At 65.5% G+C, this 16,185-nt stretch carries 17 protein-coding genes, 1 other RNA gene and 1 pseudogene; 9 read left to right on the top strand and 10 right to left on the bottom strand.

Translation table 11 applies throughout. The annotated features are described in order from the left end of the window. Positions 1–139: 139 nt before the first annotated feature. The 4 genes from D575_RS0111955 to D575_RS14235 all read right to left on the bottom strand — a co-directional run bounded on the left by D575_RS0111955 (position 140) and on the right by D575_RS14235 (position 4,507). Entirely contained in the window at positions 140–1,909 is a 1,770-nt protein-coding gene (locus D575_RS0111955) for a sodium:solute symporter family protein (RefSeq protein WP_018146155.1), read from the bottom strand. Positions 1,910–1,916: 7 nt separating this feature from the next. Continuing rightward, positions 1,917–2,180, bottom strand: coding sequence for a DUF4212 domain-containing protein (locus D575_RS0111950; protein ID WP_018146154.1), 264 nt, complete (start codon positions 2,178–2,180; stop codon positions 1,917–1,919). A gap of 56 nt (positions 2,181–2,236) precedes the next feature. Next, on the bottom strand, positions 2,237–4,111 hold the full coding sequence (locus D575_RS0111945; RefSeq protein WP_018146153.1) for a DUF294 nucleotidyltransferase-like domain-containing protein: 1,875 nt from the start codon (positions 4,109–4,111) through the stop codon (positions 2,237–2,239). 231 nt (positions 4,112–4,342) lie between these two features. After that, on the bottom strand, positions 4,343–4,507 hold the full coding sequence (locus D575_RS14235) for a DUF1328 domain-containing protein (protein WP_018146152.1): 165 nt from the start codon (positions 4,505–4,507) through the stop codon (positions 4,343–4,345). Positions 4,508–4,849: 342 nt separating this feature from the next. Between D575_RS14235 and D575_RS0111935 the strand changes: the two genes are divergently transcribed. Together D575_RS0111935 and D575_RS0111930 are read left to right on the top strand one after the other, a co-directional pair. Beyond that, the gene (locus D575_RS0111935) at positions 4,850–5,143 is read left to right on the top strand and encodes a hypothetical protein (protein WP_018146151.1); all 294 of its coding nucleotides are present in this window, start codon (positions 4,850–4,852) and stop codon (positions 5,141–5,143) included. A 314-nt stretch (positions 5,144–5,457) separates the two neighbouring features. Further along, positions 5,458–6,066: a porin family protein gene (locus tag D575_RS0111930; protein ID WP_018146150.1), complete on the top strand. Its 609-nt coding sequence runs from the start codon at positions 5,458–5,460 to the stop codon at positions 6,064–6,066. A 95-nt stretch (positions 6,067–6,161) separates the two neighbouring features. On the opposite strand, the gene gorA is transcribed toward D575_RS0111930, so the two are convergent. Further along, positions 6,162–7,556, bottom strand: coding sequence for a glutathione-disulfide reductase (gene gorA / locus D575_RS0111925; protein WP_018146149.1), 1,395 nt, complete (start codon positions 7,554–7,556; stop codon positions 6,162–6,164). 198 nt (positions 7,557–7,754) lie between these two features. Then, positions 7,755–8,504 (bottom strand): glutathione peroxidase, encoded by a 750-nt coding sequence (locus D575_RS0111920; RefSeq protein WP_018146148.1) that lies wholly within the window; start codon positions 8,502–8,504, stop codon positions 7,755–7,757. Between the two features lie 264 nt (positions 8,505–8,768). Here D575_RS0111920 and ffs point away from each other — a divergent pair. From ffs to D575_RS0111895, 6 genes are all read left to right on the top strand, one after another. Further along, an RNA gene (gene ffs, locus D575_RS14230) (signal recognition particle sRNA small type) lies at positions 8,769–8,865 on the top strand. An 86-nt stretch (positions 8,866–8,951) separates the two neighbouring features. Continuing rightward, positions 8,952–10,796: a DNA polymerase III subunit gamma/tau gene (dnaX, locus tag D575_RS0111915; RefSeq protein WP_018146147.1), complete on the top strand. Its 1,845-nt coding sequence runs from the start codon at positions 8,952–8,954 to the stop codon at positions 10,794–10,796. A gap of 51 nt (positions 10,797–10,847) precedes the next feature. Then, positions 10,848–11,174, top strand: a complete 327-nt coding sequence (locus D575_RS0111910) for a YbaB/EbfC family nucleoid-associated protein (protein WP_018146146.1) — start codon at positions 10,848–10,850, stop codon at positions 11,172–11,174. A 22-nt stretch (positions 11,175–11,196) separates the two neighbouring features. After that, positions 11,197–11,787 carry a recombination mediator RecR gene (gene recR / locus D575_RS0111905; RefSeq protein ID WP_018146145.1) on the top strand — a complete coding sequence of 197 codons (591 nt, stop codon included), beginning with the start codon at positions 11,197–11,199 and terminating at the stop codon, positions 11,785–11,787. 33 nt (positions 11,788–11,820) lie between these two features. Beyond that, the gene (locus D575_RS0111900) at positions 11,821–12,165 is read left to right on the top strand and encodes a histidine triad nucleotide-binding protein (protein ID WP_018146144.1); all 345 of its coding nucleotides are present in this window, start codon (positions 11,821–11,823) and stop codon (positions 12,163–12,165) included. A 30-nt stretch (positions 12,166–12,195) separates the two neighbouring features. Next, the gene (locus D575_RS0111895; protein WP_018146143.1) at positions 12,196–12,990 is read left to right on the top strand and encodes a hypothetical protein; all 795 of its coding nucleotides are present in this window, start codon (positions 12,196–12,198) and stop codon (positions 12,988–12,990) included. 310 nt (positions 12,991–13,300) lie between these two features. On the opposite strand, the gene rsgA is transcribed toward D575_RS0111895, so the two are convergent. The 3 genes from rsgA to D575_RS0111880 are packed head-to-tail and all read right to left on the bottom strand — an operon-like array spanning position 13,301 to position 14,873. Further along, positions 13,301–14,197: a ribosome small subunit-dependent GTPase A gene (rsgA, locus tag D575_RS0111890; protein WP_018146142.1), complete on the bottom strand. Its 897-nt coding sequence runs from the start codon at positions 14,195–14,197 to the stop codon at positions 13,301–13,303. 27 nt (positions 14,198–14,224) lie between these two features. Then, positions 14,225–14,560 carry a 4a-hydroxytetrahydrobiopterin dehydratase gene (locus D575_RS0111885; RefSeq protein WP_018146141.1) on the bottom strand — a complete coding sequence of 112 codons (336 nt, stop codon included), beginning with the start codon at positions 14,558–14,560 and terminating at the stop codon, positions 14,225–14,227. Then, the gene (locus D575_RS0111880) at positions 14,553–14,873 is read right to left on the bottom strand and encodes a cytochrome c (protein ID WP_018146140.1); all 321 of its coding nucleotides are present in this window, start codon (positions 14,871–14,873) and stop codon (positions 14,553–14,555) included. Before D575_RS0111880 ends, D575_RS0111885 begins: the two co-directional genes overlap by 8 nt. A 128-nt stretch (positions 14,874–15,001) precedes the next feature. On the opposite strand from D575_RS0111880, the gene orn reads away from it, so the two are divergent. Then, the gene (gene orn, locus D575_RS0111875) at positions 15,002–15,565 is read left to right on the top strand and encodes an oligoribonuclease (RefSeq protein ID WP_018146139.1); all 564 of its coding nucleotides are present in this window, start codon (positions 15,002–15,004) and stop codon (positions 15,563–15,565) included. A 314-nt stretch (positions 15,566–15,879) separates the two neighbouring features. Here orn and D575_RS14585 read toward each other — a convergent pair. Further along, positions 15,880–16,085, bottom strand: a pseudogene (locus D575_RS14585) (hypothetical protein). Positions 16,086–16,185: the final 100 nt, after the last annotated feature.

Genomic DNA, 16,185 nt, shown 5'->3' with positions numbered 1-16,185 from the left:
CGCTTGGCCCGCAGACACTGTGCCAGATAAAAGGGGCCGACCCGGTGTACCCGAGCCGACCCCGTCTTTTCTCCTGTCGAATGACCATCCAGTCATGGTGGCAGGGGTCCCGCCATGTCGGTCATGGCGGGACCGTCCATCAGCCTTCGGTACGCGGTACGCGCACGCTTTCCACCAGATCCTGGATGTCCTTCGGCGGCTCCTTGGTCAGCTTCATCACGATGTAGGCGGTGACGAAGTTGAAGACCGCGCCGATGGCGCCGAAGCCGGTCGGGTTCACGCCCAGCAGCCAGCCGTCCGGGTTGTCCGGGAGCATGGCGGTGCCGGAGAAGAAGAACCAGCCCTTGTACGTGAAGATGTACAGAAGGGTGGTCAGCAGACCCACCAGCATGCCGGCGATCGCGCCTTCCTTGTTCATCTTCTTCATGAAGATGCCCATCATCAGGGTCGGGAACAGCGAGGCCGCGGCGAGACCGAAGGCCAGTGCCACCACCTCGGCCGCGAAGCCGGGTGGATTCAGCCCCAGATAACCGGCGAACAGGATGGCGACACCCATGGCGATACGTCCGGCCATGAGCTCCCGTTTCTCGCTGATCCTTGGCATGAACACGCCCTTCAGCAAGTCATGCGAGATGGCCGATGCAATGGCCAGCAGCAGGCCCGCCGCGGTCGACAGTGCGGCGGCGATACCGCCCGCTGCGACCAGTGCGATGACCCAGCCCGGAAGCCCGGCGATCTCGGGGTTGGCCAGCACCATGATGTCGCGGTCGAGGGTGACGATCTCGGAACCTTCCCAGCCGTATTCCTCTTCGGCGAAAGCCGCGAACTCTTCGTTGCCGTCGTTGTAGTACTGGATCACGCCGTCGTCGTTCTTGTCCTCAAAGGCAAGCAGGCCGGTCTGTTCCCAGCGCTCCATCCACGCCGGCCGGTCCGCATGGGCCAGGTGCCCCTCTTCGGTGCCGATCTCGCCCGGGTGGACGGTGTTGACCAGGTTCCAGATGGCCATCGCGCCGACTGCCGGGGCAGTGGTGTAGAGGATGCCGATGAACACCAGCGCCCAGCCGGCGGACTTGCGGGCATCACGCACGCGCGGAACGGTGAAGAAGCGGATGATCACGTGCGGCAGGCCCGCGGTACCGATCATCAGCGCCAGCGTCAGCAGGAACATGTTGAGCATGCTCATGCCGCCCACTTCGGTGTAGGCGTGGAAGCCCAGATCGATCATGGTCTGGTCCAGCGCCTCCAGCAGGTAGGTATCCGTCCCCTGCAGGGTGGAGCCCAGTCCCAGCTGCGGTACCGGATTGCCGGTCAGGGTGATGGCAATGAAGATCGCCGGCACCGTGTAGGCAAAGATCATGATCACGTACTGCGCGATCTGGGTGTAGGTGATGCCTTTCATCCCGCCGAGCACGGCGTAGATGAACACCACGGTCATGCCGGCGATCAGGCCGGTGGCCAGTGGCACTTCCAGGATGTTGGAGAAGGCGATCCCGACCCCGCGCATCTGCCCGATCACGTAGGTCACGGACATCACGATCAGGGAGATCACCGCGATAATGCGCGCGGTCTTCGAGTAGAAGCGGTCACCGATGAATTCCGGCACCGTGAACTTCCCGAACTTGCGCAGGTACGGGGCCAGCAGCAGCGCCATCAGCACGTAGCCGCCGGTCCAGCCCATCAGGTAGGCACCCCCGGTGAAGCCGAGGAACGCGATCAGGCCGGCCATGGAGATGAACGACGCGGCGGACATCCAGTCCGCGGCCGTGGCCATGCCGTTGGCGATCGGGTTAATGCCGCGCCCGGCGACGTAGAACTCGCTGGTCGAACCGGCGCGCGCCCAGATGGCGATGCCGATGTACAGGGCGAACGTCGCCCCGACCACGAGCAGGCTTAGAGTCTGTTGATCCATGACAGGCTTACTCCTCGTGGACGTTGAACTTGCGATCCAGGACGTTCATGCGCCAGGCATAAACGAAGATCAGGATGATGAAGGTGTAGATCGAGCCCTGTTGCGCGAACCAGAAGCCCAGCGGATAGCCCCCCAGCTGGAACGCGTTCAGCGGCTGGGAGACCAGAATGCCCAGCACGAACGACACCAGGAACCAGATGGCCAGGCAGATGCCCAGCAGACGCAGATGCGCCCGCCAGTAGGCCTGCCGGCTCAGGTCTTCTTGTGACATGACGATGCTCCTCTCGTAAGGTTTTGTTGTTTGCCGTGACTCGTCTATGCGATTCGTCACAGTTGGTACTGCACCTCAAGCTGTCCCTGCAGCTTGCGGGCCTGCCGGAAACTCTCCTTGAGCACCCGTCCCTCCAGGGCACCCAGCTCTTCCGGCCGGATTCGGTTGTCGTCGTCGCGTCCCTCGCGCAGCGCCTTTTGCTGGGCGCGCAGGCGCAGCATCTGCAGGTAGCGCAGGGCGGAGTGGTAGTCACGGGCGTCGCCTTCGCGCATCACATCCGCCGCAACGGCCTGGTCCAGGCGCTCGTGAGTGCGCGTGGCCGGTAGCTCGGCGGCCAGCGCGATGACCCGTGCGCCGTCGACGAAGGGCGTGAGGCCCTGCTTCTTGATGTCGATGCCGTTGGACCCGCTCTTGATCTCGCCAAACAGACCCAGCGGTGGACGGAACATCTGCTGGTTGGCGGCCATCTGGCGGCGGAAGCGGCTGTTGAAGGCGGTCTTCTGTAGCAGGCGGGTGCGCAGCGCCTCGACGGGTCCGGCATCGCCGTCCACGGCGCGCAGATCGAAGAAGATGCTGCTCTTGAGCAGGTGCTCCGGCGTGCCTTGCTCGATCCAGCGGGTGAAACGCTGATCCCACTCCGGGCCGCTCAGGCAGCACTCCGGGTTGCCGGCCATGATGTTGCCGGGGCACAGCATGAACCCGCACTCGGCCAGCGCCAGGTTCACGTCCTTCGCGTACGGCAGCAGGCGCTCGCGGATCGCGTCCGCGTCGCTGACCGCGGCGTCGAACAGGATGCCGTTGTCCTGGTCCGTGACCAGGGCCTGCTCCTCGCGCGCCTGGGAGCCGAACGCCAGCCAAGTGAAGTCGATGCCCTCGATCGCCTCGTGCTGCGGCCGCAACAGGGTCAGCACCCGGCGGGTGGCGTGTTCGTTGAGACGCGTGATCAGGCGCAGGACCTGATCGGCCTCCGCGCCCTGGCCGACCACCGCCTCGATCAGGCGGGGCACCTGGTGCAGGCGCTCGGCGACGACGGCGACGGAGTCGGCGCGGCGGATCGCGCGCACCAGACCGTCCAGGGTCAGCGGCTGACTGGTCAGCAGGTCGCGCTCGCCCAGCACGCCGACCAGGCGGCCGTCGCGCACCACACACAGATGGGTCATCCCGTGCTCGGTCATCGCCTCGATACCCTCGAAGCCCGGGGTGCTCTCCTCCAGCGCCACCGGGTCGGGGGTCATCACGGCCGCGACCGGGGTGTCGAGGTCGACATCCGCAAGCGCCACGCGCGCGAGCAGGTCATGCAGGGTGAAGATGCCCACCGGCCGCTGGTTGTCGTCGACCGCGACGATGGAGCCGACACGTTCGTCGCGCATGGTGGCCAGGACCTCGCGCAGCCGGGTGTCCGGGCGGCAGGTCACCGGGCTGCGCGCCAGGCGCAGGACCAGCGGCGTATTGAGTTGTCCGGCGCCACCGTCGCGGGCGGACAGGGTATCCAGGCCCTGCTGCAGGCGGTCCAGCAGGTTGGCCAGGCGGCGCGTGCAGAAGTCGTTAAAGACTCGCGAACGGACGCGCAGGCGATCGAAGTCCTCCAGGCTCAGTTCCAGGCAGACGGTGTCCTCCGCTGCGCGATGCACGGTATGTACCGCGCGGCGGCCGAGCAGGGCGCCGATCGGGAAGCATTCGCCGGGGATCAGCTCCCAGGCCTTGCCGGAGAGCTGTTCGTCCTCGCTGGGGGTCTCGCCGCGGATACGGCCCTGGCGGATGATGTGGAAACGCTGGGCCGGACCGGCCTCGGGGTCGGTGATGCGCGCGCCACGCGCGTAGAAGCGGCTCTCCAGGCGGGGCAGCAGGAACTCCAGCGCATCCGTCTCGAGCTGGTCGAACGGGGCGTGGGCGCCGAGGAACTCCCGGGTGCTGTCGAGCGCGTCGGACATGGCGGTAGCGGCATCCCCAAAGTGATGGTGTTCACGTCTCGGGGGTCTACTGCAAGTTGCACGCCAATTCTTTGGCCCCCGCGAATCAGCAGGTTGTGGTCAATCGGTCTGTTCCGTGCGTTACGTTGCGTAACGTGCGTGTTTCTTCTCGTTACACCGGCCCGCGGCATAACGGAGGCAAATGCGAATGCCGACGTGTTCGCATTCGCCCCGGTCGTCAGCAAGCCTTCGTTACACCGGGGGGCGCCTGCCGGTGACGAAGAACACCACCGCGAGGATCAGGCCCACGACAAACAGGATCCAGGCGATTTGCGTGGCGGCCCCGGCAATCCCGCTCAGCCCCAGCGCGCCCGCGACGATCGCAACGATCAGGAAAAGTAGCGCCCATCCCAGCATTGGTTCTCTCCTTTCGACTCGTTTGAATTCTTAGTGTAGGCCAGAATTCGCTGCCCCATGACTTCTTGTATTCGGCTTGGCGTACCAGTTCTCAGTTCCGGATTCCCATGGGCGACCTGGCGTATCCACCAAGGACACACTGGGGGGAGGTGAGTGATGCTCGCTATGGGTTTTCAATCGGATGAACGTGTGTCCGGTCGGGAAATGTGAACCTGTTCAGGACGGCTTCGGTGTATGCCGAGATAGAGGTCGCCGGCGTCGGTACAAAAATGTTGCCTTGTCGATGGATTGGGAAGCATTGATCGGCGCGCCCTGGAAAAGAATTCCTGGAGGGAAAATGCAATGAGCAGCGTTATCCGAAAATCATGCAAGGATGCGGACGGTCCGTCCCGATTCCTGTCGCTGCCGGTATATGCGGTAGCCCTGGTGCTTGGCGGCATGCTGGCGGGCTGTTCCGATCCGGGCCCGGCGCAGGAGGCCGGCGAGGCAGTGGACGAGACGGTCGAGGAGGTGGACGAGGACCTGCGTGGCTGGATCGAGGATCTGCGCGAGGATGAAGTGCAAGAGGACGAATCCGGCCGCGGGGGGCATGACGACGCGTTCTCCGAGGAGGATCCGGCGCACGATATGGACTGATCAGTGGTCGCCGTGCCGTGGGGCCGGGTCGGAAAGGGATTCGGTCAAACGGATGCAGCAATCAGGAAACAAAAGGCTGGTGGGTGGGTCGCCATGAGCGGATGGCGGTTCGCCCATCAGCCTTTTTCTTTGGGTTCTGTGCGTGTGCGCGGTATCACGAGTCGGGTCTCGGGGTGGTCCTGTTTTGCACGTGTTTGAAAATGAGTCACGCATTTCTGCTTTCCGGACCTGGGGTGTTTCGGGAAAATCGCCAGCGTCTTTATGGCAGTCAAGAAATTTTACATTCCGAGCACGATCAGGAAGGAGACGCGAAAATGAAAAAGATCTTGTTGAATACGGTTGTGGTGGCCGCTGCAGGGATCCTGGCGCCCCAGGTGGTGATGGCAGATGAGTCCGATCGGGGCGAGGGCCTGTACATGGGGCTCGGTACCGGTTTCAGCGCTCTGAAGAACGACCGCGACGAGGTCGCCGATTTCATCGGTTCCGGGGCCTCGGACTACCGTCTGGACGACGACGACAACGTCTGGCGCGGGTTTGTCGGGTACAACTTCAACCCGTATGTAGGGGTCGAGGGGTTCTACTCGGATCTCGGAAAGGTGAAGCTGCGCGGTGACGAGTCCGGTGCGCATACCGACATCAAGTCTCGAGCCTATGGCGCGAGCGTCCTCGGCAAACTGCCGATCGGGCAGCATTTCGAGTTTTTTGCGAAGGCGGGCCTCGCCAAGTGGGATGCCGACGTCCGGGGCAACCTGGGGGATGAGAGCATCACCCTGCGCGATAACGATGGCGTGGATCCGGTCTACGGACTCGGTGCGCAGGTGAATCTGGACAGCTTCCTGATTCGCGCCGAGTACGAACGCTATGACTTCGACAGCGACTACAAGGTCGACGCGTTGACTGCCTCGGTTGGCTGGCGATTCTAGAAAATACGGGCACTGACGGCCCACGAGATAACGTCTTGACGCCGCCCCGGTTGGTTGCCGGGGCGGCGTTTTACGTGGGGAGAACGGCGTGACCCTCAGGCGGCCTTGGCGATGCCTTCCTGGCGGCCCGGGCGGCCTTCCTTCAGGGTGACCAGTTCCTCGGCGCTGGTCGGGTGCAGCGGGATGGTCAGGTCCAGGTCGCGCTTGGTCGCGCCCATGCGCACGGCCACCGCGAAACCCTGCAGCATCTCGTCCACGTTCGCGCCGATCATGTGGATGCCGACGACCTTTTCGTCGTCCCCGGCGCAGACCAGCTTCATCGCCACCGGCGGCACCTCGCCCTCGGCGAATGCACGGTTCAGGCCGCCGAACTGCGTCTCGTAGATGCGTACCGTGTCGCCGTGCTTCTCCACCGCCTGTGGCTCGGTCAGGCCGACCATGCCCGCGGTCGGGTGGGTAAAGGTGACTGTGGGGATCTGATCGTAGTCCACCGGCACGGGATTCGTCTCCGGGGCATACCAGTGCGCGGCCAGGCGGCGACCGGCGGCGATGGCCACGGGGGTCAGCGGGCCCTTGCCGATGATATCGCCCAGGGCGTAGATGCCCTCGACATTGGTTGCCTGCCATTCGTCGACCGGGATCGTGCCGTCACGGGCGATCTCGACGCCGATCTCTTCCAGGCCCATGTCGCTGGTGGCCGGCTTGCGGCCGACGGCCCATAGCACCTTCTCGTACGGGCCCAGTTCCTTGCCGCCTTCCAGTTTGATGGTGACCGCGCCGGGCTTGCCGCCCAGACCCGCGGCCTTCATGCCCAGGTGGCGTTCGATGCCCTGGTGCTCCATGTGCTGGTCCAGCGTCTGCGAGATCATCGGGTCGGCAATCTCCAGCACGCGGTCCTCCATGGCGATCACGTCGGTCTTCACGCCCATGGAGCGCAGCATGCCGGCCATTTCCAGCCCGATGTAGCCTCCGCCGATTACGGCGATGGATTCCGGCAGCTCGGTCCACTCGAAGAAGTCGTCGGAGGTGGCACCCAGCTCGGCGCCCTCCAGCGGCGGTACCAGCGGGGCGCCACCCATGGCCAACACGATGCGCTCGGCGGTGTACTCGGTGCCGCTCTCGCTGACCACCTTGTTCGTGTCGGCCAGGCGGGCCCGTTCCGGGATATGGGTCACGCCCAGCTTCTCCAGGTGCCCGGACCAGAAGTTGTTCAGGTCCTTCAGCATTGCCTGGCGTTTGTTCGCCAGGTCGGCATAGCGGATGCCCTTGATCTCGACGTCCACACCGAACTCGCCGGCCTCGCGGGCGTGCGACAGGTGCTCCGCGGCGTACCAGGTGAGCTTTTTCGGGACGCAGCCCTCGTTCACGCAGGTACCGCCCAGGGGCTTGGGATCGAACACGGCGACGCGGGCGCCGTGCGGGGCGGCGCGTTCCGCAACGGCCAGGCCGCCGCTGCCGCCGCCAATCACGATGATGTCGTAGTGTTCCATGTCGGTTCCTCGAAGGAGTCGGTCAACGTTGGGTTTAGTCGAAGTTTCGCATAACGACCGCCGTCGTTACGGTCGTCAGGGTTTGCCATCCGTGTCCGGACGTCCGGATGGGTCGACATCCGGACACGGATGGCCACCTGTGGGAGCAGATGGCCATCCGGGGCGGGCCGTGGACCCGCCCCGGGTGGTGGTGACGAGTTACGCCGCCTTTTTCTCGCGGGAGATCCACTCCTGCAGATCTTCCGCGCCACCGATGCGGTGCCCGCCGACGAACACCTGCGGCACGGTCATCGCACCGGTAGCCGCCCGCAGGCTGCGCAGGCTGGCGTCGCGACCCAGCACGATCTCCTCGTAGTCGAGACCGGCGTTCTCCAGCATCTCCTTGGCGCTGGCGCAGTACGGGCAGCCCGGCTTGGTGAAGACGACCACGTCCTCGGGGCAGGCCGCATCCGGGGCGACGTGGGCGAGCATCGTGTCGGCGTCGGAGACGACGAAGGGGTCGCCCGGCTCGTCCGGCTCGATGAACTGCTTCTCGATCACGCCGTCGCGCACCAGCATGGAGTAGCGCCAGGAGCGATGACCAAAGCCAAGGTCGCTCTTGTCGACCAGCATGCCCATCTGTTCGGTGAATTCGCCGTTACCGTCGGCGATGAAGGTCACCCGGTCGGCCTGCTGATCGGCCTGCCAGGCTTCCATCACGAAGCCGTCATTGACCGAGATGCAGACGATCTCGTCGATGCCGTGCTGCTTGAGCACCGGTGCCAGCTCGTTGTAACGCGGCACGTGGGCGGACGAGCAGGTCGGGGTGAAAGCGCCCGGCAGGGCGAATACGACCACGTTGCGACCCTTGAACAGGTCTTGGCTGCGGACGTCATTCCAGTCGTTGTCCTTGCGGCAGCGGAAGGTGACTTCCGGGACGCGCTGACCTTCGCGATTTTCGAGTTCCATGTTTCGTACTCCTGTTTGGGTGTTAATTGCGGTAGACCAGAAAGAAGATTTTGGTTCGGTCGGGGCGATGCCCGACTGCGAGACTCAAGATAAGGGCTGGCCTCTCATTGATCCAGTTTTCGTTCTCTATGTGGTTGTTAGTTTCGGGCTATCGTCAGTTCCGGCCCTTTGTGGCGTCTCAAGGTTGACGCGTCCGCCGGAAATGCGGAAGCTTGCCGCCCGGATTCGGAAAGCCCGAATCGCGGTCCGCGTTATGGTGGTCCGTATCAGTCCCCTCGCGACGACAGGTTGTGAACCCCGCCAGGCCCGGAAGGGAGCAACGGTAGCAGCTGCGTCGGGCGCCGGGGTGTGGCGGGTGCGGGCCACCACCCTTTTCCTTGCGGCCCAGATTCCTGCGGTGATTGCCCCGCACCCGGGCACGCAACAGACTCCACTGACGGGGGAGGCATGAGTCACCAGGTTCTGGCCCGCAAGTGGCGCCCCTCGCGCTTCGAGGACCTGGTCGGGCAGCCGCATGTGGTGCGCGCCCTGGCCAATGCCCTGAGCGGCGAACGCCTGCACCACGCCTACCTGTTTGCCGGTACCCGCGGGGTGGGCAAGACCTCCATTGCCCGGATTCTTGCGCGCTGTCTCAATTGCGAGACCGGCGTAACGGCCACGCCCTGCGGCGAGTGCCGTTCCTGCGTGGAGATCGCCGAGGGTCGCCACCTCGACTTGATCGAAGTGGATGCCGCCTCGCGCACCCGGGTGGATGATACCCGTGAGCTGCTGGATAACGTCTCCTATGCCCCGACCACCGGGCGCTTCAAGGTGTACCTGATCGACGAGGTACACATGCTCTCGGAGAAGAGCTTCAACGCCCTGTTGAAGACCCTGGAGGAGCCGCCGGAACACGTGAAGTTCCTGCTGGCGACGACCGATCCGCAGAAGCTGCCGGTCACCGTGCTGTCGCGCTGCCTGCAGTTCAACCTGAAACCGATGCCGCCGGCGATGATCGCCGAGCACCTGACCCGGATCCTGGCCGCCGAAGGCGTCGAGGCGGAGCCGGGTGCCCTGCTGCGTCTGGGCGAGGCGGCCGAGGGCTCGATGCGCGATGCCCTGAGTCTGACCGACCAGGCGATTGCCTATGGCGGCGACCGCCTGAGCGAATCCGACGCCTGCGACATGCTTGGATTGCTCCCGCGCACGCGACTGGCCGCGCTGCTGGATGCGGTGTTTGCCGGGGACGGCCCGGCCCTGCTGGCGGGCCTGGCGGAGCTGGAGACGCTGGGACCCGACTGGTCGCGCCTGCTGGACGAACTCGCCGCGCTGGTGCATCAGGTGGCGGTGCAGCAGGTGGCCGGTGCCACACCGGCGGCGGGCGAGGAGGCGCTGGTCTGGGCACACGAGACCGCCGGCCGGGTCGACCCGGAAACGATTCAGCTGATCTATCAGATCCTGATCCACGGGGTGCGTGATCTGCCCTACGCGCCGGACGCGCGCATGGGCGTGGAGATGACATTGCTGCGCCTGCTGGCCTTTCGCCCGGAGCCAGCCCCGGGGTATGGGGAGCACGAGGGCCAGGCCGAACGCCGGCCGGCCACGGTGCGCGGGGAAGCGTCTGCGCCGCGCGCCGCGCCCTCCCGTAATGCCGCAGCGGCGGCGCGACCCGCTGCAGTCGAACCGGCCGTGTCGAAATCGGCCGCGCAGGCGGCCTCGCGCAGCGGTGAACACTCGCCGCCGCCCCGCGAGCGGGTGAGCGAGCCGCCACCTCCGCGGGAGGCACCCACACCGCCGGTGCACGCCGATGAGCCCACGCACCAGGAGTCGTCGCCGCGACAGGCCACGCCGGCGGCGTCTTCGACGGCGGAACCGGTCGCACCCGCCGTGGCCGCGGACGGGATGTTCGACTGGCACCGTTTTGCCGAAGGTCTGCCCATGGGGACGGTGCGCGAACTCGCCCTGCACGCAGAGCTGCGCAAGCATGACCAGGAGTGCGTGGTGATTGCGGTGGCTCCGGGTACGTTGTGTACCGACCGGGCCAGGACCCGCCTGAAGGAAGCGCTGGAGAAGACGCTGGGGCACTCCCTGCGCCTGGAGATCGTCAACCAGTCCGAACCGTCGGAGACGACACCCGCGGCGCGGCTTGCGGCCGCCTCGGCAGAGCGTCAGGCTAGCGCCGAGACGACCATGCGCGAGGACCCGGTGGTCCAGGCCCTGGGCCAGGAATTTGGCGCCGAACTGGGCGCGGTGCGCATTCGCGAAACCAACGAAGACAACTCCGCGGGCGACGCGTCGTCGGCCCCGCGCTAACCCGTCGAATACGGACAAACCCGCCTTTGTGCGGGGCAGGAGATCGAACCGATGATGAAAGGTGGCATGGGTGGCCTGATGAAGCAGGCCCAGAAGATGCAGGAAGACATGCAGAAGGTGCAGGCCGAGCTGGCCGAGATGGAGATCGAGGGCCAGGCCGGCGGCGGGCTGGTCAGCGTGGTGTTGACCGGCAAGTACGCCGCGCGCCGCGTGAAGATCGACCCCAGCCTGTTCGACGATGACCGCGACATGCTCGAAGACCTGGTGGCCGCTGCGATCAACGATGCGGTGCAGAAGGTCGAATCCACCACGCAGGAGCGCATGGGCAGCCTGACCGAGGGCATGGGGCTGCCGGCCGGCATGAAGCTGCCGTTCTGAACCGGCGGAGCGGGCGCGCCTGATGGAAGCGGAACTGGACGAGCTGGTCCAGGCGCTGCGCTGCCTCCCCGGGGTCGGGGCGAAGTCGGCGCGGCGCATGGCGCTGCACTTGCTGGAGCGCGACCGTGAGGGTGCGCGACGCCTGTCGCGGGCGGTGGACGAGGCCGTGGCGCGCATTGGGCATTGCTCGGTGTGCCGCACGCTGACCTCGGCCGAGACCTGTTCGCGCTGTGCGGACCCGGAGCGCGATTCGCGGGTGGTTTGCGTAGTAGAGAGCCCTGGCGACGTGCTGGCGATCGAGTCGGCCACGGATTTCGGCGGTCGCTTTCACGTTTTGCTGGGCCGGTTGTCGCCGCTGGACGGGATTGGCCCGGAGGAACTGGGGCTCGACCGACTGGAGGCCCGCTTGCAGGCGGAGGGTGTGGAGGAGCTGATCCTGGCGACGAACACGTCGGTAGAGGGCGAGGTGACCGCGCATTACCTCGCCGAGATGGCCGCACGTCACGGGATTCGTACCACGCGTATCGCCCAGGGTATCCCCAGCGGCGGCGAGCTGGAGTACATCGATGCCGGCACCCTGGCGCATGCACTTTCGGGTCGGCGCGAATATTGATGCGTGGTAATATTTTGATACAGGAGTGGCGGCATGACGGATTGCGTGTTCTGCAAGATCGTGGCGGGCGAGATCCCGGCCCGGGTGGTGTTCGAGGACGACGCGGTGCTGGCCTTCGAGGATCTGAACCCGCAGGCGCCAGAACATGTGCTGGTGATCCCGAAAAAGCACATTGCCACGCTGAACGAGTTGAGCGCTGCGGAGGCCCCGGTGATCGGGCAGATGGCCCGGGCCGCGGCGGAGATCGCACGCGATCGCGGATTTGCGGAGAACGGTTATCGAACCGTGATGAATTGCAACGACCACGGTGGGCAAACGGTCTACCATATACACATGCATGTTCTCGCTGGGCGTGCACTGAGCTGGCCCCCCGGCTAGCGACCAGGAACGACAACACGGATTACTGGTGTGACGCGACAAGGATCGAACGGTGCAGCCCTGAAGCGGCCGCAGGCACAATGCCTGCGGCCGCTTCGTGCGCGCGCGTGGCGCTCGGGCTGGTTCGTGGTTTCGCTGGTGGTTGCGGGTCTCGCACTGGGCACGGGCGCTGCCAGCGCCGCCGACCGTTACTCGCTGGTTGCGCCACCCCAGGCCCAGGGGATCGGTGGGGCGGGGGTGACGTTGCGCGACGAGCCGGAAACGGGTCGCGACACCGAATCGCGCTACCGCCTGTCGGTGCGCAGTACCGGCGATGCCTCGGCCCTGGACGAGGCCGACAATGCCTTTGGCGGGACGCGCCTGTTCGAGGCGGTGGGTGGCTATCACCAGGAACTGGGTGGGGGCTTCGGCTACGGCCTGAATCTTGGGGTGGGCATGGAGACGCGTCCGGACTGGAACGAACTCGGGCCGTCCGGTGAGTCCACCGCGTACTTCACCGATTTCAGCTTCGGGCCGACCTTCGCCTCCGGGCGTTTCGACAGCCAGTTCCGGGTGGGCGTGCGCCAGCCCCTGTCCAGCGAGGATCGGGATCTGGGCTTCGGCTACGGTGATCGCAGTCGCGAGACGGGCCGCACCGCCGGTTACCTGAGCCTGGATGGCCGCCTGCGCCTGCAGAACCAGTCCGAGCTGTCCCTGAGCCTGTACTACGACGATTACTCGCTGAACTCCGCGGATAACTGGCTGGCCGATCGCCTCGAGTTTGAAGGCGTGAGCCGCGAGCCGGCCTCCTCGGTCATCGGCGTCGAGATGGGCCTGACCTTCTGATCCCGGCCCCCCGGCCGCGACACCTGCCACACGTTCCGCCGCAACTCTCACTGCCCGCCACCGTGCGGCCTCCCCGAACTCGTCTGGCGCAACCACGACGTACACGAAGGCACGAAGAAGGGCCGGAAAAGCGATTCACAGGGCATTGGGAGGTTGGAAGAAATCCCGACTGGAATTTTCCGATTCGCACGGATCGTTGCGGCGTGCCACCGAACACGCGGTTTCCAATGCCTTTCTGCGTCCAGGCTTCCCCTTCCCGTTAATCGCTTTGTAACGCTGGGTGTTCTTCGCGCGCTTCGTCGAGGAAAAGTTACCCGCGCGCGCGGTTCTGGGCGGGGATCTCGGCGGCGAGGGCGTGCCAGGCCTGCAGGCGTGCGGCGGGGAGTTCGCCGGTCTCGATCGCGGCCAGTACCGCACAACCGGGCTCGCTCTGGTGGCGGCAGTCACGGAAGCGGCATTGATCACCGCGCTCCGCGATGTCCGGGAAGCCGCGCTCCAGGGTGTCCAGGGACGGGATCTCGGGCGTGAAATCGCGCACGCCGGGCGAGTCAATCCAGGCGCCGCCGTTGGCCAGTGGAAACCACTGGGCGGTGACCGTGGTGTGGCGTCCCTCGCCGGAGGCGGCCAGGTCGCCAGTGGTTGGCGCGATCGCGTCGACGATCCCGTACTGATCGAGCAGCGCGGCGACCAGCGAGGACTTTCCGACACCGGACTGCCCGACCAGGATGTTGGTCTGGCCGGCCGCAGCCGCCGCCAGGTCGTCCAGCCCGAACCCGCTTTTGGCGCTGACGAATAGCGGATCCAGGTCCAGCTGGCGGTAGGCGTCCAGCCACTCGGGCCGGGCCGCGGGCCCCTCGTCCTGCTTGTTGATCAGCAGGCGGGGGCGGGCGGGCAGGTTGAGGATGGCCACCAGGAAGCGGTCGATCAGGTTGCGCGAGGGTGCCGGTTCCGGCGCGATCACAATCCACACGCAGTCGATATTGGCTGCGATGACCTTGCGCCGGCCGAAGCCGTCGCGGCGCACGAGCACGTTGTTGCGATCCAGCTGGCGGGCCACCTCGTCGCCGGTGGCATCCAGCTCGACTAGGTCGCCGCAGGCGAGGTCGCGGAAGCGGCGGTGCAGGCGTAACCGACGCGGGGCCTCGTCGGGCCCCGCGATGTCGGCCATCTGGTTGTGGCGGGCGAAGACCCGGGCGATCTGCGTCAAGCTCGTACTCGGCCGTGGCGGGAAGGGTTAGTCGAACAGGGCATCGACGCGCGCGGCACAGATAAAGTCATTCTCGCTCAGCCCGCCGATGGCATGGGTCGAGAACTCCACCGCACAGCGGTTGAAGCCGACCGCCATGTCGGGGTGATGATCCTCGCCATGCGCGATCCAGGCGACGGCGTTCACAAACGCCATGGTTTCGTGGAAGTTCTTGAACTTGAAACTGCGCTGGATGCTCTTGCCGGCTTCGTCGATACCCCAGGCATCGTGCACTTGTTCCAGGGCGCGTTCCGCGTCTGCGCGAGGCATCGGGGCGGTCATGCCCTCGCAGGACTCGCAGTGTCGGGTCTTGAGATCACTCATCGAACTGGTAGTACTCCGCGTTGAGGTAGGCGACCACGGCATTGACCTCGTCGTCGAACCAGTTGGTACCGAGATTCACGTTGCAGTTGTTAACCTGGGCCACCAGTTCGTCGTGCGAGCCGACCATGCGGTTCGATCGCGTGTAGAGGTCGGAGCCATCGCCTCCGACCATGTCGGCGTGACAGCTGATGCAGTTGTCGCTGTGCAGCTCCTGTCCCATGCGGATGTCATCCGCCAGCGCGATATTCGCGCCGCTAAGGCTCAGGGCCAGCGCGGCAGTGCCGGCGGCAATACGTGCGTTGGTATGTCGCATTGTTCCCTCCTGATCACGGGGGTTGGAGTCCGGGGCCACAGGCCCCGCAACCATGATGATAGACTCCTGCGGCATATGAAAGGGCCGTGGTCGTCACACGACGGCCTCCCCGCGAAGGAGTACGCGACATGGCCGTGAATGCCGAAAACCTGATCTGGATCGATCTCGAGATGACCGGTCTGGAGCCGCAAACCGACCGGATCCTGGAGGTGGCGACCATCGTCACCGACAAGGACCTTAACATCCTGGCCGAAGGGCCAGTCATTGCCCTGTACCAGCCGGCCGAGGTGCTGGAGGGGATGGACGAATGGAACCAGCGCACCCATGGAACATCGGGACTGATCGAACGGGTGCGCAACAGCTCGTCGGACACCCGCGATGCGGAGCAGGTGACCCTGGAGTTCCTGGCGCAGTATGTGCCGAAGGGGGCCTCGCCGATGTGTGGCAATTCCATCTGCCAGGACCGGCGCTTCATGGCGCGCCTGATGCCGGATTTGGAGCAGTACTTCCACTACCGCAATCTGGATGTCTCCACCTTGAAGGAGCTGGCGCGGCGCTGGGCCCCGGACGTGATCGCGCAGTTGCGCAAGAACGCGTCGCACCAGGCCATGCAGGATATCCGCGATTCCATCGACGAACTGCGCCTGTACCGCGAACGCTTCATCCAGCTCCCGCCGGCGTCGCAGAACTAGCCTCCCGTCCTTCCAGGTCCCATGGTGCACTCGGCGTGTGTGCTGCGTGGCGCACCGGCCGGGCCCGGTTCTTCCTCGGGTGTTTATGGTGGGCTCTGTCCGGCGCCGACCCGGGAGGCTGGTCCCGGTTCATCCTCAGTGTTTACTTGCCTCTGGTCCGCCGCCTGCCACGCGCTCTCTCGCGAGCGCACCGCGAGGTACTTTCTTGCTTGCCCAAGAAAGTACCCAAAGAAGGGCCCTCGGATTCCGCCCGGGAACCTTGCTCCAGGGCCCTCGGGCCGGCGGCGCTGAACTCGCTGCGCCTTCGGCTCCGCTCAGACATCCAGCGCCTTCTTCCGGCCCGAGGACCCTTCCGCAAGGGGCTCCATACGGGAAGAGCAGGTCAAGACAGAAGGTGTTCCGTCCCCCGGACATAACAATAGGCAATGCCGTCCGAAGGCCCCGGCGCCCGCTTCGCGGGCGCGGCACGCAACGGCCAAAGGCCGAGCGTGCCGAAGATGCGGGAACAGCCTGCCTCCATCCAATGGCAAAGGCCTTCGGATCGCAATTGTCTTGACCTTCCTCCCCGTTGTCGTCGCGCCGAGTGGAGAGGGTTTTCGCGGGATTCAAGGCGCTGGATG

The sequence above is a fragment of the Thioalkalivibrio sp. AKL6 genome, assembly GCF_000376905.1.
GTDB lineage: Bacteria > Pseudomonadota > Gammaproteobacteria > Ectothiorhodospirales > Ectothiorhodospiraceae > Thioalkalivibrio > Thioalkalivibrio versutus.
This window is presented reverse-complemented; position numbering and strand designations above follow the sequence as displayed.